Origin of the sequence: Desulfotomaculum sp., from assembly GCA_003513005.1 — a bacterium.
Lineage (GTDB): Bacteria > Bacillota > Desulfotomaculia > Desulfotomaculales > Nap2-2B > 46-80.
The window spans coordinates 21,730-39,704 of sequence record DOTD01000082.1; the positions used below are offsets into that span (position 1 = coordinate 21,730).

Annotated in this window: 20 protein-coding genes; 16 read left to right on the top strand and 4 right to left on the bottom strand. The window is 44.2% G+C overall.

Features of this window, described 5'->3' with window-relative positions; translation table 11 throughout:
• Window positions 1-5: 5 nt before the first annotated feature.
• From DEH07_10700 to DEH07_10735, 8 genes are all read left to right on the top strand, one after another.
• Window positions 6-263, top strand: coding sequence for an IreB family regulatory phosphoprotein (locus DEH07_10700; GenBank protein ID HBY04959.1), 258 nt, complete (start codon window positions 6-8; stop codon window positions 261-263).
• 16 nt (window positions 264-279) lie between these two features.
• Window positions 280-1,227, top strand: a complete 948-nt coding sequence (locus DEH07_10705) for an aldo/keto reductase (GenBank protein ID HBY04960.1) — start codon at window positions 280-282, stop codon at window positions 1,225-1,227.
• 14 nt (window positions 1,228-1,241) lie between these two features.
• Window positions 1,242-1,670, top strand: a complete 429-nt coding sequence (locus tag DEH07_10710; GenBank protein HBY04961.1) for a Holliday junction resolvase RuvX — start codon at window positions 1,242-1,244, stop codon at window positions 1,668-1,670.
• 77 nt (window positions 1,671-1,747) lie between these two features.
• Complete coding sequence (locus DEH07_10715) at window positions 1,748-2,035, top strand: DUF1292 domain-containing protein (GenBank protein HBY04962.1); 288 nt, start codon at window positions 1,748-1,750, stop codon at window positions 2,033-2,035.
• A gap of 47 nt (window positions 2,036-2,082) precedes the next feature.
• Window positions 2,083-3,573: a vanomycin resistance protein VanB gene (locus tag DEH07_10720; GenBank protein HBY04963.1), complete on the top strand. Its 1,491-nt coding sequence runs from the start codon at window positions 2,083-2,085 to the stop codon at window positions 3,571-3,573.
• A complete protein-coding gene (gene mltG, locus DEH07_10725; protein HBY04964.1) occupies window positions 3,488-4,624 on the top strand; it encodes an endolytic transglycosylase MltG in 1,137 nt (378 codons plus the stop codon). Before DEH07_10720 ends, mltG begins: the two co-directional genes overlap by 86 nt.
• 64 nt (window positions 4,625-4,688) lie before the next feature.
• Window positions 4,689-6,467 (top strand): peptidoglycan glycosyltransferase, encoded by a 1,779-nt coding sequence (locus DEH07_10730; GenBank protein ID HBY04965.1) that lies wholly within the window; start codon window positions 4,689-4,691, stop codon window positions 6,465-6,467.
• Between the two features lie 67 nt (window positions 6,468-6,534).
• Window positions 6,535-7,641, top strand: coding sequence for a hypothetical protein (locus tag DEH07_10735; GenBank protein ID HBY04966.1), 1,107 nt, complete (start codon window positions 6,535-6,537; stop codon window positions 7,639-7,641).
• 20 nt (window positions 7,642-7,661) lie between these two features.
• On the opposite strand, the gene DEH07_10740 is transcribed toward DEH07_10735, so the two are convergent.
• Window positions 7,662-8,534: an alpha/beta hydrolase gene (locus DEH07_10740; GenBank protein ID HBY04967.1), complete on the bottom strand. Its 873-nt coding sequence runs from the start codon at window positions 8,532-8,534 to the stop codon at window positions 7,662-7,664.
• A gap of 103 nt (window positions 8,535-8,637) precedes the next feature.
• On the opposite strand from DEH07_10740, the gene DEH07_10745 reads away from it, so the two are divergent.
• The 8 genes from DEH07_10745 (at window position 8,638) to DEH07_10780 (ending at window position 14,356) form a co-directional block, all read left to right on the top strand.
• Entirely contained in the window at window positions 8,638-8,934 is a 297-nt protein-coding gene (locus DEH07_10745; protein HBY04968.1) for a 30S ribosomal protein S6, read from the top strand.
• A 40-nt stretch (window positions 8,935-8,974) separates the two neighbouring features.
• Window positions 8,975-9,382 (top strand): single-stranded DNA-binding protein, encoded by a 408-nt coding sequence (locus DEH07_10750; protein HBY04969.1) that lies wholly within the window; start codon window positions 8,975-8,977, stop codon window positions 9,380-9,382.
• 103 nt (window positions 9,383-9,485) lie between these two features.
• On the top strand, window positions 9,486-9,665 hold the full coding sequence (gene rpsR / locus DEH07_10755; GenBank protein ID HBY04970.1) for a 30S ribosomal protein S18: 180 nt from the start codon (window positions 9,486-9,488) through the stop codon (window positions 9,663-9,665).
• A 176-nt stretch (window positions 9,666-9,841) separates the two neighbouring features.
• Window positions 9,842-10,159: a hypothetical protein gene (locus DEH07_10760; GenBank protein HBY04971.1), complete on the top strand. Its 318-nt coding sequence runs from the start codon at window positions 9,842-9,844 to the stop codon at window positions 10,157-10,159.
• Window positions 10,160-10,235: 76 nt separating this feature from the next.
• Window positions 10,236-10,574: a hypothetical protein gene (locus DEH07_10765; protein HBY04972.1), complete on the top strand. Its 339-nt coding sequence runs from the start codon at window positions 10,236-10,238 to the stop codon at window positions 10,572-10,574.
• The gene (locus DEH07_10770; GenBank protein ID HBY04973.1) at window positions 10,575-11,024 is read left to right on the top strand and encodes a 50S ribosomal protein L9; all 450 of its coding nucleotides are present in this window, start codon (window positions 10,575-10,577) and stop codon (window positions 11,022-11,024) included.
• 22 nt (window positions 11,025-11,046) lie between these two features.
• On the top strand, window positions 11,047-12,963 hold the full coding sequence (gene lonC, locus DEH07_10775) for an ATP-dependent protease, Lon family (protein ID HBY04974.1): 1,917 nt from the start codon (window positions 11,047-11,049) through the stop codon (window positions 12,961-12,963).
• Between the two features lie 28 nt (window positions 12,964-12,991).
• Window positions 12,992-14,356, top strand: coding sequence for a replicative DNA helicase (locus tag DEH07_10780; GenBank protein ID HBY04975.1), 1,365 nt, complete (start codon window positions 12,992-12,994; stop codon window positions 14,354-14,356).
• Here DEH07_10780 and DEH07_10785 read toward each other — a convergent pair.
• From DEH07_10785 to DEH07_10795, 3 genes are all read right to left on the bottom strand, one after another.
• Window positions 14,335-15,624: an adenylosuccinate synthase gene (locus tag DEH07_10785; protein ID HBY04976.1), complete on the bottom strand. Its 1,290-nt coding sequence runs from the start codon at window positions 15,622-15,624 to the stop codon at window positions 14,335-14,337. The two genes, DEH07_10780 and DEH07_10785, sit on opposite strands and share 22 nt — an antisense overlap.
• A 34-nt stretch (window positions 15,625-15,658) precedes the next feature.
• Window positions 15,659-17,053: an FAD-dependent oxidoreductase gene (locus tag DEH07_10790; GenBank protein HBY04977.1), complete on the bottom strand. Its 1,395-nt coding sequence runs from the start codon at window positions 17,051-17,053 to the stop codon at window positions 15,659-15,661.
• Window positions 17,054-17,175: 122 nt separating this feature from the next.
• A complete protein-coding gene (locus DEH07_10795) occupies window positions 17,176-17,808 on the bottom strand; it encodes a CoA pyrophosphatase (GenBank protein HBY04978.1) in 633 nt (210 codons plus the stop codon).
• Window positions 17,809-17,975 lie beyond the last annotated feature (167 nt).

The window sequence follows — 17,975 nt, forward strand, 5'->3', positions numbered from 1 at the left end:
AAGACATGGCCGAAAATTTTTCTGAGCACACAGTAATGTTTAACAAGGCCAAAGTCGAAAAAAACAAGGCGAGGGAAATACTGTTCAAGGTATGCGAATCACTGAAAGAAAAAGGATATAACCCTATAAATCAGCTTGTGGGTTACCTGATTTCCGGTGATCCGGCATATATTACCGGTTATAATAATGCCAGGAACCTGATCCGCCAGCTGGAGAGGGACGAACTGCTGGAAGAACTTGTCAGGAATTACCTGGAGCTATAGTGAAAGGATTGCCGTCTTGGAGTATCGCAGTTTAGGAAACACCGGTATCCTGGTTTCCAGATTATGCTTTGGCGCATTGACGATAGGACCTTTTCAGGCGAACCTTGAAATTGAGCAGGGCGCCCGGGTAATCCGTCATGCGCTTGAATCAGGCGTAAACTTCATTGACACTGCTCAGTTGTACGCAACTTATCCTTATATCAGAAAAGCTATTGAGGGTATAAAAAATAAGGTCGTCATAGCTACAAAATCATACGCCTATACAGCTAAGGACATGCGCAGCAGTCTTGAGGAAGCTCTCCGTTCAATCAACCGGGATTATATTGATATTTTTTTATTGCATGAGCAGGAATCAATTTTAACCATGAAAGGCCACTGGGAGGCCGTTGAATATCTTATAAAAGCCAAAAACGAAGGGCTTGTAAGGGCAATAGGCATATCCACACATTCGGTTGAAGCGGTCAAGGCCGCTTTTTTGATTCCGGAGTTCGAAATTATTCACCCTTTGATAAATATTTCGGGTATAGGAATTAAAGACGGAACGCGGGAGGAAATGCTGGCTGCCATTCAAGAGTCGGCATCGTACGGCAAAGGGCTGTACGGGATGAAGGCCCTGGGTGGAGGAAACCTTCTGGACCAGGTGGATCAAGCGCTGAATTTCGTAATTTCAATACCCCAACTGGCCTCCATAGCAATGGGGATGTCAAGCGTTTGGGAAGTGGATTTCAATGTATCTTATTTTTCCGGCAGAGAAATAAGAAAAGAACTGCGTGAACGTGTGAGCAGACAAAAACGCAGGCTGCTCATTGAAAGTTGGTGTACAGGCTGCGGGCAGTGTATTCAAAAGTGTGATCTCGGAGCAATCAAATTGGTTGAGAATAGACCGGTTGTCAATCAGGAAATCTGCCGTCTGTGCGGGTACTGCGGATCGGTATGTCCGGATTTGTGCATCAGGGTCGTTTAATGGAGGATTACTCTTTGCGCATTATGGGCTTGGATGTAGGTGAAAAGACTATCGGTGTCGCAGTAAGCGATCCTTTGGGCTGTATAGCCCAGGGGATTAAAACTGTTATACGCGTCGGTTCTGAACTTGAGGATATTAAAAATATAAAGGAACTAACCAGGCAGTATGATATTGAATTAATTGTCGTCGGTTTGCCCCGTAATATGAATGGCGCCTTGGGTGAGCAAGGGAATAAAATAATTAAGTTTGTGGAGAAGCTAAGGAATAGCCTCAATATTCATATTGAAACCTGGGACGAGAGATTAACTACGGTAGCAGCGGAAAAAATGCTGCTTTCTGCAAACGTCAGCAGGGCAAAGCGTAAAAAGGTCATTGATAAACTGGCTGCGGTAATCATACTGCAAAATTATCTTGATTCCCGTTATAATTTCCCGATTACTTAAAAATGTTCTATAACTGGTATATTTTCTTGACAAATGTCTGCCATTCAGAATAAGCTTACAAAAAAGGAGTGATCCAGATGACAAATGGTGAATCGGAAGAAGAACGCGTCATAACTCTTATAGATGAAAATGGCGAGGAAGAAGATTATGAGGTAATTGACATTGTAGAAATGGAGGATGCTCAATATGCCGTCCTCCTGGCAGTTGAAGAGAATGCTGACGAAGACAGCGAGGGCGAAGTAATCATCTTAAAATTCAGCAAAGACGATACCGGCAGCGACGTCCTCGTGACTATTGAGGATGACGAGGAGTGGGAAAGAGTAGCTGACGCCTGGGAAGAAAAGCTTGTTGATGAAGCTGAATAAAAAACATAAGCTTATCCAGTCCTTTTTTTTATCGGGAGAGGAAAATAATGAAGCATCGTTTTCCCGCTGTTATTCTACTGTTTGTAATAATAACCGTAGTAAGTGGTCTGGGAGCGAATTATGTTTCTGCTAAAACAGATAGAGTTATTCCGGGAATTGAAGTACGCAATCATAAACTCCAGGGCTTGAACCACGGGGAATGCTTAAAGGTATTAGAGCAGTTGCAGAATAAAATGCTTGCAACATCTATAACGCTCAAATGCAGAGGGCATCAGTTGGATATTCCCCTGCGGGATTTAGACTTAAGTTTGGATATCCGGGCAACCGCAGATGACGCTCTTAATATGGGCAGGACCGGTACTATTTTCAGCAGGCTGAAACAGAGGATATTAATAAAAGAGTCCGGATACGAACTTCCCTTGAGACTGGTAATAAACAAGAATAAATTTGAGCAAAAGGTAATGACATTTAATTCAGCCATTGGCAGCCCTGCACAGGATGCTGCCTTTCGTGTAATTAAAGGCGACCGCGTAGAAGTTGTTCCCGCCAGAAGCGGGACAGGTGTGAATCCTGAGGATGCCTACAAGCAGCTTGTGGATTATCTTGTTAAAAATAGCGGCAATCCGGTACTCGATTTAAACCTGGTCACAATCAAACCGAAACGCACGACCGAAATGGTTGAATCAATGGGACTCAAAGGCCTTCTTGCTTACCATACAACCTCCTTCGACCCGGGCAATGTGGGACGGACATATAATATAAGGGTCGCCGCCAATGCTCTTGATGGTCTGCTGGCGCCGCCCGGCCAGGAAGTATCATTTAATAAGGTTGTCGGACCCCGAAGCTCTGAAGCCGGGTATAAAAATGCAAAAGTGATTATTAATGGCGAATTTGTTGACGGCATCGGAGGAGGAGTCTGCCAGGTAAGCACTACTCTCTATAATGCCATAATACTCAGCAACCTTGAGATTCTTGAACGCACAAATCATTCACTCCCCATCCAATATATCCCGATCGGGCGTGATGCGACTGTCGTATATGGCTTATCCGACTTAAGGTTTCGCAATAATACGGAGAGCTTCATATACATCAGGTCCTTTGTCAGCGGAGGTTATCTGACATTTAAAGTATACGGCAACACTGATTATAAAATACCGGTCAGCATAAGTACAAAAGTTGTTAAAGTATATGAGCCGGAGACGATTCTTAAAGATGATCCCAATCTGAAAAAAGGTGAGCAGGTTGTCAAACAGGAGGGATCCAAAGGATACGAGGTAGTTGCCAGCCGGATAAGCTGGGAAAAAGGCGCCCGGAAGATAGAACCTTTACCAAAAAGCATTTATCGTGCCGTAAATAAAATAATCGCTGTGGGTATCAAAGAAGAAGACGAAGTTCCGGTTATATTGCCGCCGGATACAAATCTGACTGAAATCTATCAGCCGCAGCCGGTAAATGAGGATCTGCCGCAACAGTCTCCGGACAGCAATAATCCTCCTGCAGAAAATAGCCCGGGGCAAGAGGAGATTACCAGTGGCTAGTATTTATGAAAGAAGAAGAAAATTACGCAGAAAAAAACAAAATTATAAAAAATCGGCCTCTTGTTCTTTAATTATAGCGTTTCTAATATTAGTATCTTTTTATTTATTAACTAAAAACTTATTATCACCGGTAGGCTCTTCCGGCAAAACCGGAAATATTCAGGTTACTGTTCCCTCAGACGCTACAAGCGCCAGTATTGCTAAGTCACTGTCTGAAAACAAACTTATTAGGAGTTCTTATGCTTTCGTTTTATACACACGTTTAAAAGGTTTAGACAGCCGTCTTAAAGCAGGAGACTATTTATTTGGGTATAATCAGTCAACTCCTGAGATTATCAATCAGCTTGTTACCGGAAAAGAAGCGTACCATAGAGTAACCATTCCGGAAGGTTATAATATTAAACAGATTGCGGAACTTTTAAGCAATGAAAAAATCATCAACAGGGAAGCATTATATAGCGAAATTAATTCAGGAACATTTGATTATGATTTTTTAACTGATTACCCGGATATACAAAACGAACTGGAAGGCTACCTTTTTCCTGATACCTATTTTATCAGCAGGGGGGCAACCGCACATGACATTATCGACATGCTGCTCCATCGCTTTGCCGAAAAAATACAGGCCTTGGATTATCAACAAAAAGCGCAGAAAGCGGGATTTACACTTCATCAGGCTGTAACTATTGCTTCTATGGTTGAAAAGGAAGCAAGATCATCAAAAGAGCGTCCTATAATAGCAGGAGTAATTAAAAACCGCCTGAGCAGGAAAATGCCATTGCAGGTAGACGCAACAATTGAATTTGCCCTTGGCCGTCAGGGAACAAAAGTATATTATAAAGACCTTGAAATTGACTCCCCTTATAACACATACAGGAACACCGGACTTCCTCCCGGACCTATTGCTTCACCCGGGGAAGCGTCACTTTTGGCTGTTGTAAGCCCTGTCAAAACTGATTACCTTTATTACGTCGCCAAATCGGACGGTACTCACGCCTTCGCGAAAACCCTTCAGGAACACATAGCAAATATGAATAAATACCAGCATTGATGTATATTACCGGATGTTTTCTGGCCATTCTGTACTTAAAGTACGGAATGAAAAGGAACAGGAAATGAGTCTTTTAACAGGAAAACGTGCGGTATTGCTATTCTATCTTTTTATGATCCCTTTTCTTCTGCTTTTATTCCGTTTGTGTTTTATCCAGGTTGAAAAGGGAGATTGTTACACGGCCAAAGCAATCAGGAGTGAAACACAAACAGTTCCCTTAGAGGATTTTCCACGCGGAGATATCCTGGATCGAAACATGGTTTCGCTTAATGAGCCGGCCGTTTCCAACAGGTTGGTTATTTTTCCTCTGTTAATAGAAGATCCTGATTTATTATCAAAAGAACTCGCCGCAATCTTAAAAGTAAATCGCAGCAGTCTTTTGCCTGCCTTAAGTAAAAATCCACGCGTACTTCCCTATCAGATTTCATCATCCACAGCCAGAGCAGTCCGGCAGATGAACTCGCCGGGTGTACTTGTCTTGCCGGTAACCCGGCGTTATGGAACGGAACCGTTAGCGGTTCAGGTGGTTGGCCATCTTGGCAAGATCCAGACAAAGGAGGAGATTGGCCTAAAAAACAAGGACGGCTTCAGGATTGACGACTGGGTAGGGAGGACCGGTCTTGAATTAATTTACAACAGTGAACTGATGGCCAGCGCCGCAGGCGGTTACGCCAGGATTTATACGGACGCCCGTTCTAAATTTCTTAAGGGACTCGGTATTGAGGTCGATTACAAGCATGTGGACGGCGGCAGGGTAAACCTTGTCACAACCATAGACTCAAACATCCAGCGGGTTGTTGAAAAAATTATGAATGAACACATAAAAAACGGCGCTGTTGTTGTGATGGACGTAAAAACAGGTGACCTTCTGGCAATGGGAAGCCGTCCAAAATACAATCCTGAACCGCTTAAGATTGAGGAATATTTAAATGGAAATCCGGAGGCATTTTTAGACCAGTGCACAATGCTTTTTCCGCCGGGATCGCTTTTTAAAATTGTTACCGCCTGCGCCGCCTTACAGGACGGCTGCGTTGCGGAGGATGACTATTTTTATTGCCGCGGTACGGAAGAAAAACCTATACCTTGTTGGAACAAGTTTGGACATGGCAGAATATCTTTCAGGGATGCTTTTGCACAGTCCTGCAATCCTGTCTTTGTTGAAGCAGCCAAAAAATTAGGCGCAGAAAAGCTAATTGCCTGCGCAAGAAGTTTTGGCCTTGATAATCAAAAAATAATTGGCTATGACATCCCCTATGATAAACTGCAGAACCTGGATTTAATTGCATCTCCATATAACCTTGCCAACAGCAGCATTGGACAGGGACCCGTGCTGGCGACACCGGTTCAAATCTCAGCCATGATGAACACAATCGTTAATGACGGTATCTACATGCAGCCAAGATTGGTCAGGGAACTCCGGACGAACGACGGGATCATTAAAAGTTCTTACCCTGTTGGTGAAGGTTCCCGGGCAATTTCTCCACAGACGGCTTTAAAATTAAAAAAGCTGCTGTCTCTGGTAACCACGGAAGGTATCGGCGGGGAAGCGTATGTTAAAAATTACGGCAGCGCCGGTAAGACAGGGACGGCACAGTTAGGAGCAGAAGGGAAGGGCGCTTATTCCTGGTTTTGCGGTTATGCTCCTGTTGATCAGCCAAGGTATGTAGTTACAGTCCTGGTGAAGGAAGGAGTAAAAGACGGACAAACCGCCGCTCCGGTTTTTAGGGATATTATGGACCGGATATTAAACATTCCCTTGCTTTTTTTATCCTCTCTGCTCCTTAAAAACCCTACCTTAACTTTTAATCCCCTTTTGCCGATAATAAGAAAAGAGACTATGTAACGGTTTGAGTATGCCCTTTTTAAACTCAAGCCTGACCCCCTATTCTATTTTAAGGCAGAGACATTAAATGGAATATTTTATTGATTACTATAAAATACTGCAGGTTAGCCCCGACTCAAGCCGGGAAAATATAAAGAAGTCATACCGGCGTCTTACTAAAGTCTATCATCCTGACACAGGAAACAAGGATGATCAGATTATGAAAAGAATAAACGAGGCATATGAAAACCTTTCTGATTCTGAGAAAAGATACTATTATGATGAAATTTACAGAGACCATTACAAGCCGGCTGTGGAAAATATTGAAATCAAGGACACTGAGTACCCTCCTGAAGTCCAGAATAATTCCTTTGCAAAAGAATTAACTCTAAAAGATTACCGTGAAAAAATTATTTTAGCGGGATTGGTCTGCCTCTTTATTTTCATCATGGTAGTGGTTTTACGATGGGCAATAGAAGGAATGAGCATTGTATTAGAGAGAAACCATCCCGGATCGGCGCCTGCTCTGTCACTGTCTAATGCCGGTTTAATTAATTCCGGCTCAGCAAACGAAAGTTCAAAAAGCTTCTTTGAATTGGAGAGTGCTTTAGGGAAGGCGGACAGGGAAAAATCCTGGACAGCAAAAGCCTGTTTTTCTCTGGGTTCAAATGAGGATGAAGTAAAAGCGGTTATGGGCGTTCCGCAAAGTAAAAGTTACAATACATGGTTTTACGGACTGTCTACAGTAGTTTTTGACCATAATGGTAAAGTTGCCGGCTGGAATGAAGTTGATCAGGATCTAAAAGCCAGCATTGGAGAAAAAGACCTTCTGGCACAGCCTTTTAGTCTGGGTTCAAATAAAAAGGATGTCATTGCGGCTATGGGTACACCAACCGGAATAATTTCTGATACAACGTGGTACTACAGTTTGTCCTCCGTAAGGTTTGACAGTGAAGGTAAAGTGGCCGGGTGGAATGAATCAAACCTGGCTTTACAAGTCAGTCTCGGTAATAAAGAAGGGTCAGCTGAGCCTTTCGGAAAAGGCTCAACAATGTATGATGTCATATCTGCGATGGGAACACCTACATGTATAATTTACAACTTGTGGTACTACGGTTCTTCTTCTGTCAAATTTAGCCTTGACGGCAGGGTCGAAGATTGGAACGAAGTTGATGTGGTTTTAAAAGCCGAGTAAAGTCTGGACAAGTTAATGTTTTAACCGGGAAATTCTTTTGCCAGCCAATTGAAGAAGGCTTCCCACACTTTTTTGTAATGCTCGTTATATTCGTGGTTTGCTCCTTCTATGAAAACTAATTCTTTCGGCCAACCGGCGGAGTTATAAATTGTCGTTGCGTTGGTAGGAGGAACAACAAGATCGGCGGTCCCCTGAATAACCAGAAAAGGGCGCGGCGAGATCATCGGACTTAAAGCTGTAACGTCATATTTTTCTACGTCATAGATAAAGCTTTTTTTTAGATAGATTAAGTCCGGTTTCTGTCCAAGAATCACGTAATCACCTTTTATTTCATCTGCAGAGTTTTTACCCCTGAGAATTAACTTTTGTATTTGCGCAGGAGCGGACCATGTACAGACACCCTTAACTCTTTTGTCCGCGGCTGCCTGGCATATTGCAGTAGTACCGCCAAAACTGCGGCCTTGAGTCACTATACGTTTGAATCCTTTTCCAACACACCAGTCAACGGCGCAAGTCAAATCATCGATCTGTCTGGTAAGGGTCATCTCCTCAAAAATGCCTTCGCTGTCGCCAAGTCCCGTAAAGTCGAATAAAAAAACAGACCAACCTTTTCTATTAAGTTCTTTGCCCATATCTATCGCTTTTCCGCCGCCGCTTTTGGTTCCGGAAAGCCCATGGCAGGTAATGACAACTGATTTGGTATCTATCGGGCTATTATAGAATATACCTGACAATTTCAGATTCCTTGAATTAATGAATGTTACTTTTTCCTCGTTCATATTACAAAGCCTCCTTTTTGTTATATTTCTACATGCCTTAATTATTCCCTCTCTATATCGTATTTGTAAATATATCGTCCAAGATATTTCTTTTCTTGTCTTTTTATAGCGCATGTGTTATAATCGCTTAGTTTAATCATTCCACCCTGCTCTATCTGGCAAACACAGTTAAAGAGTTAAAAATTTAAATGGATAGGGCCGCTAAGTCCACAGGGAGGTGTTAAAAACGGTAAATTACGAGTCTCTTTTTATTCTTCGGCCTGATCTTGACGAAGAAAAAATTACTGAAATGATGGAAAAGTTCAGAGTTCTCATCGAAAAAAACGGTGGGGAAGTCACCAGGCTTGATAAATGGGGCAGGCGCCGCCTGGCTTATGAAATTAAGCATTTGCATGAAGGACTGTACATCATACTGCAGTTTAAATCTGGTCAGGCTGTCGTAAAAGAACTGGATCGTGTGTTTAAAATCACCGATGAAGTAATTCGCCACATAACTGTACGGGAAGCTTCGTAGGCAAAGAGTAGGATACAGAAAGAATTAGGGTGGTTGGGAAATGCTAAATAAGATAATCTTAATTGGAAGACTGGCCAGAGATCCCGAGTTGCGCTATACACCTGGAGGTGTGGCGGTCGCGCGTTTGGTTATAGCTGTGGATAGACCGTTCACCAACAGGCAGGGTGAGCGGGAAACAGATTTTATCGATGTGGTAGTATGGCAAAAACAAGCCGAGAATTGCGCGAACTTTTTAGGAAAAGGACGGTTGGTTGCCGTTGAAGGCCGGCTGCAGATTCGCTCATATGACGACAATCAAGGCATACGCCGCAGGGCAGCGGAAGTAATTGCAGATAATGTGCGTTTTCTTGACCGGGCAAAGGATAGTCCATCGTCAGCTAATTCCCAACTGCAGGAAGGCGCGCTTGGTGAAGAAATATCTTACAACGAAAAAGATATACCGTTTTAAAAACAATCACTTTTAAAAACAATTACCTGGAGGTGCAAAAAAAGAATTGGTTGTAAAAAGGGAAAAAGGCCGCAAAGTAAAAAGGCGTGTCTGCAGCTTTTGCATGGATAAAATAAATTCTATAGATTACAAGGATGTACCCCGTTTAAAAAAATATGTTACCGAACGCGGGAAAATATTGCCGCGCAGGGTTTCGGGAAATTGCGCCTGGCATCAAAGAATTCTGACGGTTGCCATTAAAAGGGCCAGAGTAATGGCGCTGGCGCCTTTTACTGCAGAATAGCAGTCCAAGACGATTTATTAAGGGAACGTTAGGCGGTATCAAACGCTTGATGTTCCCCTTTTTAATTTATTTTTAATTTATTTGGCATTGCGCCCAATATTATTAGTGCAGGAAAAAATACAGGGGTGACGAATTTAAGCTTTAAAAGGGAATTATTTTTGAGGGGGGGGCAGTTTTTGATTCCAATTAACCAGGAGACAGGCATAGCTAGAAATATAAGGGTTATTGAATGGCTTAAGGCAGATTTACTTACTTCTTCGGCCGCGCTGTTTAAAGGTATGCTTCAGGATAGTGAAGAATACTTGCTGGATGCGCTTGCCAGCTTAATCATTACCTGTTATGTTCTTGGACGGCGTCTTGGTCTTAGTTTTTCACGTTTGGATTTGACACTGGAATCAAAACTCCAGAAAAATATTCATGAAAACCACGAACTTGAAAAATGGTACTCTGATTTATCCCTTCTACATGCTCACCTGACTGAAAAAAAGAGGTGATTAATTGGTTCACCGCTTAAAAAACAGAATTTTTATTGAAGGGTTTGTCTTTAGGCGCCTTGGCTGCGGTTTTTGAATTACTTGCCAGGGTTCCTGCATTAGCAGCGTATTTGCGCCGTTACCACTGGCCATTGTCGTTAAACGCCGGGACTTGAAGACAGGCGCAATGGCTTTCCTGGCGGCCTGCTTGATCTATTACTTTATTTCTCATGCGGGTTTGCCTGATCTCATAATGATCCTGCAAATCGGTTTGCTTGGTTTATTGCTTGGTATACTTTTGAAAAATAATGTATCAACCGGGCAAAGTATAATTATTTTTATTTTCTCAGCATCGGTTTTAACCCTGTTAAGCATTTTGGTTATCTTAAAGCATATTGCAGAGTCCGGCAGAAGCCAACACGGGGAGGGAACTTAAGTGAAAGTTGTTTTACTGGAGGATGTGAAAAACCTTGGCAGGAAAGGTGATTTGGTGCAGGTAGCCGAAGGGCATGCGCGCAATTACCTCCTGCCCAGAAAGTTAGCCGTGGAGGCAACTGAAGGGAAAATAAAACAATTGGCTGAGCTTCGGGAAGCCGCAGCAAGAAAGAAACAGCGTGAAGAAAGCGCCGCAAAGGACTTAGCCGTCAGGCTTGAATCAATATTGGTCAGGGTATACAGCAAAGCCGGAGAAGGCGGAAAATTATTTGGTTCCATAAGCAACAAAGACGTAGTTGATGCCCTGGTAAAAGATTACGGTATAGAAATAGACAAGAAAAAGATTATACTTAAAGAACCGATAAAAAAATTAGGTTTTTACTCCTTGCCGGTCAAGTTATATCCTTCCGTACAGGTTAACCTCAGTGTTAATGTGCTGGCGGACCAATAAAAATACGAAAGGCTTAAAAGACATGGAATCACTCCTATCCAAATTTAAAGCGATCAAAAATGGATCCGGGCACAAGTTTACCGGAGAAGAACAATTGAAACGTCAGGTCGACGCGCTTTACGGTCTGGTAGCCAACCTGTACGGTTCGGATAAAATTGTTCTTCGGGCAGGCAAATTAAACGCTCTTAAATTGATGCGATCGGATAAGTTTGAAGAAAGGGCGCTTGCCCTGCAAAAGCTTGTTTTCGAGGATCCGACCTTTGAAACAATACCTTCTCTCGAAGACATTCCAGAGATATTGGAGCAGATTGAAGAAGAAGTCGCCGATATACTTGCGAAAAGGACCGTTGAAGGGGAGCTTGAGAAAAAAATCAACAAAAAGCTCCAGCAGCGCCATGATGACTACATGCATGAAATAAAGGTCCAGGCGCTCAAGGAAAGTACGAATCCGGAAAACGCGCATACTTTAAAAAAGCTTGCCATTTTAGAGAAAATGGAACAAAAGAAATTAGCCCGTTCAGCTATAGAAAAGCTTCGCCCGTCCAGTATAGAAGAAATTGCCGGTCAGGAAAGAGCTCTAAAGTCGCTTCTTGCTAAAATGACCTCACCTTTTCCGCAGCATATAATCCTTTACGGTCCGCCGGGCGTCGGCAAAACAACCGCTGCCCGGCTGGCTTTAGATGTGGCGAGAAATTCAGCTCTTGGCCCCTTTGAAAAAGATGCGCCTTTTATAGAAATCAGCGGATCAACTTTGAGGTGGGATCCCAGAGAAGTCACAAATCCGCTCCTGGGTTCCGTACACGATCCAATCTACCAGGGCGCAAGGAGGGAACTGGCTGACAGCGGGATACCCGAGCCAAAATTCGGGCTCGTCACGGATGCCCACGGTGGTGTATTGTTTATTGATGAGATTGGTGAAATGGACCCGCTGCTGCAGAATAAACTTCTTAAAGTTTTAGAAGATAAAAGGGTTCATTTTGAATCATCCTACTATGATCCTCATGATCAAAGCATACCCCAGTATGTACGAAAAGTTTTTGAAGAAGGAGCGCCCGCCGACTTTCTTTTAATCGGGGCGACTACTCAGGAAACTGACAACATTAATCCTGCCTTACGGTCACGCTGCGCGGAAGTTTTTTTTGAACCGCTGACGCCGGGAGATATTAAAAGTATTGTCATTCAAGCCGCAAAGAAACTGGATGTGATGCTGGAGGAAAGTGTTTCCGGCGTAATCAGCCGGTATACGATTGACGGTCGGAAAGCGGTAGGCATACTGGCCGACGCCTATAGCCTCGCCTGTTACAGAGAAAAGAATAATAATTCTCAAATTCTGATTACCGAGCAGGACGCTTACGAAGTAGTTAAATTAGGCCGGCTTACACCTTATGATCTTCGTCAGTCAAGCAGCAACCTTGAAGTAGGGAAAGTTTTTGCGCTTGGCGTATTGGGTTTTTTAGGCTCTCTGCTGGAGATTGAAGCGGTGGTCTTTCCAAGCCGGAAAGCCGGCCGCGGGGCAATTCGTTTTAACGATACCGCAGGTTCCATGACAAAGGACTCTGTATTTAACGCCGCTTCTGTAATACGCAAAATAACTGAAAAAGATCTTGCGGATTACGATGTTCATGTAAATGTGGTGGGCGGTGGACATATTGACGGTCCCTCCGCGGGAGCGGCTATATTCCTGGCCATTTACAGCGCCCTGGAGGAAAGAGCGCTGCCCCAGGACATGGCTATTACGGGGGAACTTTCTATTCAGGGTAAAATTAAACCTGTAGGCAGTATACCCGAAAAAATTTACGGCGCCCGGCAGACAGGCATTAAAAAAATATTTATTCCCAGTGATAACCTTCATGACGTGCCGCCGGATCTTACTGATATTGAAATTGTTCCTGTCTCTGCGATTGAAGAAATGATTGCTATATTATCAGTTAAAACATGAGTAGTTTTGGTTATAAGGAACCGAATCCATGACTGATGAGAAAGATAAATCTCTTCCTCAAAATATAGATGCCGAGCAGTCTGTAATTGGCGCTCTGTTTATCGACCGGAATTCCATTGCAAAAGTAACTCGTTTTTTACGTGCGGAAGACTTTTACATGGAAAGCCACCGGAAGATTTATGAAGCCATCCTCTTTTTGGAGGAAAACGGCCACCCGGTAGATCTTATTACAGTGGTTAATCATTTACGCGACACCGGGGTACTGGATCGTATCGGGGGCGCCACCTACATCGCCTCACTTGCGAGTATGCTCCCAACTGCTGCGAATGTTGAATATCACGCTCATATTGTTGAGGAAAAGGCGCTTTTAAGAAATCTGATCCAGATAGCGACCAGGATCGCCAATCTGGGATATGAAGGGGAAAATGTTGAACAGCTAATTGACCAGTCCGAAAAAATGATTCTGGAGTTAACCTCCCGCCGTGCCTCATCCGCCTTTACAACAATGAAAGAACTCGTTATGCAGGTCTTAAAGTTTATCGAAGAAAGGTACAAAAATAAAGGCGCAATTTTAGGTGTTGAAAGCGGCTTTTATGATATAGACAAATTGTGCTGCGGTTTGCAGCCCGGTGATTTAATAATCGTAGCCGGCAGGCCGGCAATGGGAAAAACGAGTTTTGGACTGACGATTGCTCACTATGTTGCGCTCAGCCAGCGCCTTCCGGTGGCTGTATTCAGCCTGGAAATGTCTAAAGAACAGTTAGTCCAGAGAGTGTTGTGCTCAGAAGCGAAAGTTGACCAGCAGAAAGTCCGCAACGGCCAACTCAATGAGAGTGACTGGATAAAGCTGACCGAAGCAGCATCTAAACTAGCAAATGCTCCTCTTTATATCGACGATTCAGCCCTTTTATCGGTGCGTCAGGTGAGGGCTAAAGCCAAGCGCCTGCAGCTGGAAAAAGGATTGAGCCTGATAGTTATTGACTACCTGCAATTGATGCAGTCAAACCTGCGTGTGGAAAACAGGCAGCAGGAAATTTCAGAAATTTCTCGTTCCCTGAAAAGCCTGGCAAAAGATCTCCAGGTCCCGGTAGTCGCTTTGGCTCAGCTCAGCCGCCAGGTTGAGCAGAGGCAGGATAAAAGACCGATTATGTCCGATCTAAGGGATAGCGGGAGCATTGAGCAGGATGCCGATATCGTAATGTTTATTTACAGGGATGAATACTACAAATCCGATTCTGATAAAAAAGGTATTACAGAAATAATTATCGCAAAACAGCGCAACGGTCCCACCGGAGCCGTTGAATTAGCCTTCGTAAAGGAATTTACCCGTTTCCTAAACCTTTCAAAGCAAGGAGACATGGACGTTCCTTATCAAGCAGTCATTACATCATGAATGATAATGGTTTGTTCCCTGTGCATACCTACTCCTATAATTGCTATAGGCACACCGGATAATTCAGCAAGCCTTTGCAGATAGCTCCTTGCTTCGGCAGGGAGATCCCCGTAATTCCTTATGCTACTTATATCTTCATGCCATCCCGGCATTTCTTCGTATACCGGCTCACATTCCGAGAGAACTTTCAGGCTGGCAGGGAAGTCCTCCAGCGTTTCTCCTTTGTAGCGGTAGGAAACGCATATCTTAACAGTATTAAGTCCGGAAAGCACATCCAACTTCGTTACAGCGAGGTAGTCAAGTCCGTTTATGCGAGCTGCATAACGGGCTATCACACTGTCATACCAACCGCAGCGGCGCGGCCTTCCCGTAGTTGTTCCGTATTCGTTTCCACACCCCCTGATCTTTCCTCCCGTTTCATCCATAAGCTCTGTAGGGAATGGCCCTTCGCCAACGCGAGTTATATATGCTTTCGCTATCCCGACGACCCGGTTTATCCTGGTGGGTCCGATACCTGCTCCGGTACAGGCCGCGCCTGCTATAGGATGAGAAGATGTTACAAAGGGATAAGTCCCATGATCAAGATCCAAAAGAGTTCCCTGGGCCCCTTCGAACAGTATTTTTTTGCCCTCATCAAGCGCCGTATTAATTATCACAGATACGTCTGCTACGTATGGTTTTAAAATTCCGGCATATTTGCTGTATACTTCCAGCAATTCAGCGTAGTCAAATCCTTCTGCCCCGTAAACATTGTCTAGGAGTCTGTTTTTTCCTTCAAGCGCGTACTTAAGATAGAACCGGAATTCCTCCGGATCAATCAGATCCACAACCCTGATTCCCGCACGGGAAGCCTTATCAGCATAGGTTGGCCCGATACCGCGGCTGGTCGTTCCTATCCTTTGGCTGCCCTTTTGCTCTTCTTCACATAGATCTTGCCGCCGGTGGTAGGGCAGGATAATGTGGGCTCTTGGACTGATCCTTAGGAAATCGGTATTAATTCCCTGGCCGGTAAGTTGTTTTATCTCTTCAATAAGAGCCCCCGGATCGATGACTACTCCGTTGCCGATGAGACATAGCTTTCCAGGATAAAGAATACCAGAAGGGATCAGATGAAGTTTTAGTTCCCTGCCGTTGGCAACTACAGTATGTCCTGCATTGTTGCCGCCCTGGTATCTGACCACCACATCAGCCCTAGCTGCCAAAAAGTCAGTGACTTTTCCCTTGCCCTCGTCTCCCCATTGCGCCCCTACTACTATTAAAGCGGACATATTAAGTATCTTTACCTCCTAGTTTTTAGACGACCTACTTCGAGTGTCTATTTAAAATTTCACGGGCAGCTATCACACCGGCCACAGATGCCTGGACCAGGCCCCTGGTTACTCCGGCGCCATCACCCGCCGCAAACAGGTTGCTTATTTGAGTTTCTAAAGTATTTGTCAGTGACAGGCGCGAGGAATAAAATTTTACTTCTACTCCATATAAAAGCGTGTATCTGGAATAAACACCGGGAACAACCTGGTTGATAGCCTGAAGCATTTCCATTATGGCGACAAGGTGCCGGTATGGAAAAACGAGGCTCAGATCCCCCGGAGTGGCCTGCAGCAAGGTGGGAACAGTCAGACTTTTTTTCAATCTTTCAGGAGTGCTGCGCTGACCCTTTAGCAAATCACCGAGTCTTTGTACAATTACGGCGCCACTTAGAAGGTTTGACAAACTTGCTATATACTTCCCGTATGCAGTTGGTTCCTTGAAGGGTTCTGTAAATGTCTTGCTGACAAGGACGGCAAAATTTGTATTATCAGTTTTTCTGTAAGCGTGGGAATGGCCGTTAACTGTTATAACCCCGCCGGTGTTCTCCAGGACAACTTCGCCATTTGGGTTCATACAGAATGTACGCACCTTATCATCAAAGGTTCTTGAATAATAAATAAATTTAGCTTCGTAAAAAACAGTTGTCAAAGGGTCCATTACAGTTGCAGGAACTTCTACACGTACGCCAATGTCCACAGGGTTGATTACTGTGTTAAGTTTCAACCGCTGCGCTTCTTTACTCAGCCATTCCGACCCCTCGCGTCCGGGGGCTATGACGACGTACTTCCCAGAAAAGACTTCTCCGTTATGGGTACGCACACCTTTTACCTGGCTGTTCTCAACAATAATATTTTCAACGCTGCAGCAGGTCTGAATCATAACGCCATGCTCCAGGAGGAAGTCCTGCATGTTTTTTAGAATGTCCTGGCAGCGGCCTGTTCCGATATGGCGGATAGCTACAGGGATAAGCTTTAATTCTGCTTTTGCGGCGTTGTGCTGAAACGCCTGTATTTTGTCGGTTTGATCAAGCCCGAAAATGTTCTTGGGGGCGCCAAATGCAACATATATGTTATCAATATAATTAATCAGTTCGGATAATTCACGTTCACTTATATATTGCTCCAGGTTTCCGCCGATTTCGGTTGAAAGGGTCAGTTTGCCGTCACTGAATGCCCCTGCGCCGCCCCAACCGCAGATTACAGAACACGGTTTGCAGTTAAAGCAGTTATCATTTCTTTCCCTGGCCGGGCAGATCCTGTTCTGTATGTTTTGACCTTTTTCAAGGATTAGTATTTTCAGGTTTTGACCGCTTTTAACCAGTTCAAGGGCAGTAAAGATCCCTGCCGGTCCGGCCCCGATAATAATAACGTCATAGTTTTCGTTCATCTTGTCACTTCCAATATACCGTTCTTAAATGGCATCAATATCTTAGCACCGGAAATTGACCGGTGTCAAGAAGACAGCCTTTTTATGATGAGGTTGTCATTTTTATATTTGACATTCGGAACTTAGCGTTGGAAAGCCGGCCTGCATAGTTTAAGAAAATTATTGAGAATTTTTGCAGTAATACCCCAGATAAAGAATCTATCGTATTCGAGGTAATAGATGGGCAAAGACCATCGTTTCTGCCAGGTCTTTTTATATGTGGGCGGTATTTTGCAGAAGGGAAAATCGGAACAATACTGTGTGGCAACGTCCGTGTAACTTTTTATAGGAGAGTTAGTTATTAGGAAGGAAAGCGGCACAGTAAATATTTCATCAACCTCTTCTCTGTTCGGAGCAATTTCAGTTGTCAGCATTTTACCGACAAAGGGGTAGATTAATTTACCCATGGGTGTCGGCAGGGTATCAAGCGCCCCAAGCAGCTTGATATCTTCCCGGCTGATCCCGAGTTCCTCTGATGTTTCCCGGACAGCGGCTTCATGCGGCCTGTCAAGCTCATTGAATTCCACACCTCCTCCGGGAAAGCAGACCTCTCCGGGTTGGACATCCAGATCCTGCGCCCGAACCTCGAAAAGAAGACAAGTCTCATTATTTATTTCAATAAGAGGGAGCAGTACTGCCGATATATAGTAATCTTCTTTGTCCAAAATACTGGTGTGTCTTTTTGCAAGCAGGCTCTCTATTTTTTTCTCCAACAAATAACTGTCGAGCAGACGCCCGACCTTCACCCCACTTCCAAATTTTGTTGAATGTGAGAAGGCCGTCCACGCCCCCCACAGAACCCAACGCGCCCTATTAAGGCATGTGGCCCTTCACATAAACCTTGCGCGGCTCGCCCGAGGTTCACGGAAACCCCCGGTTCCCC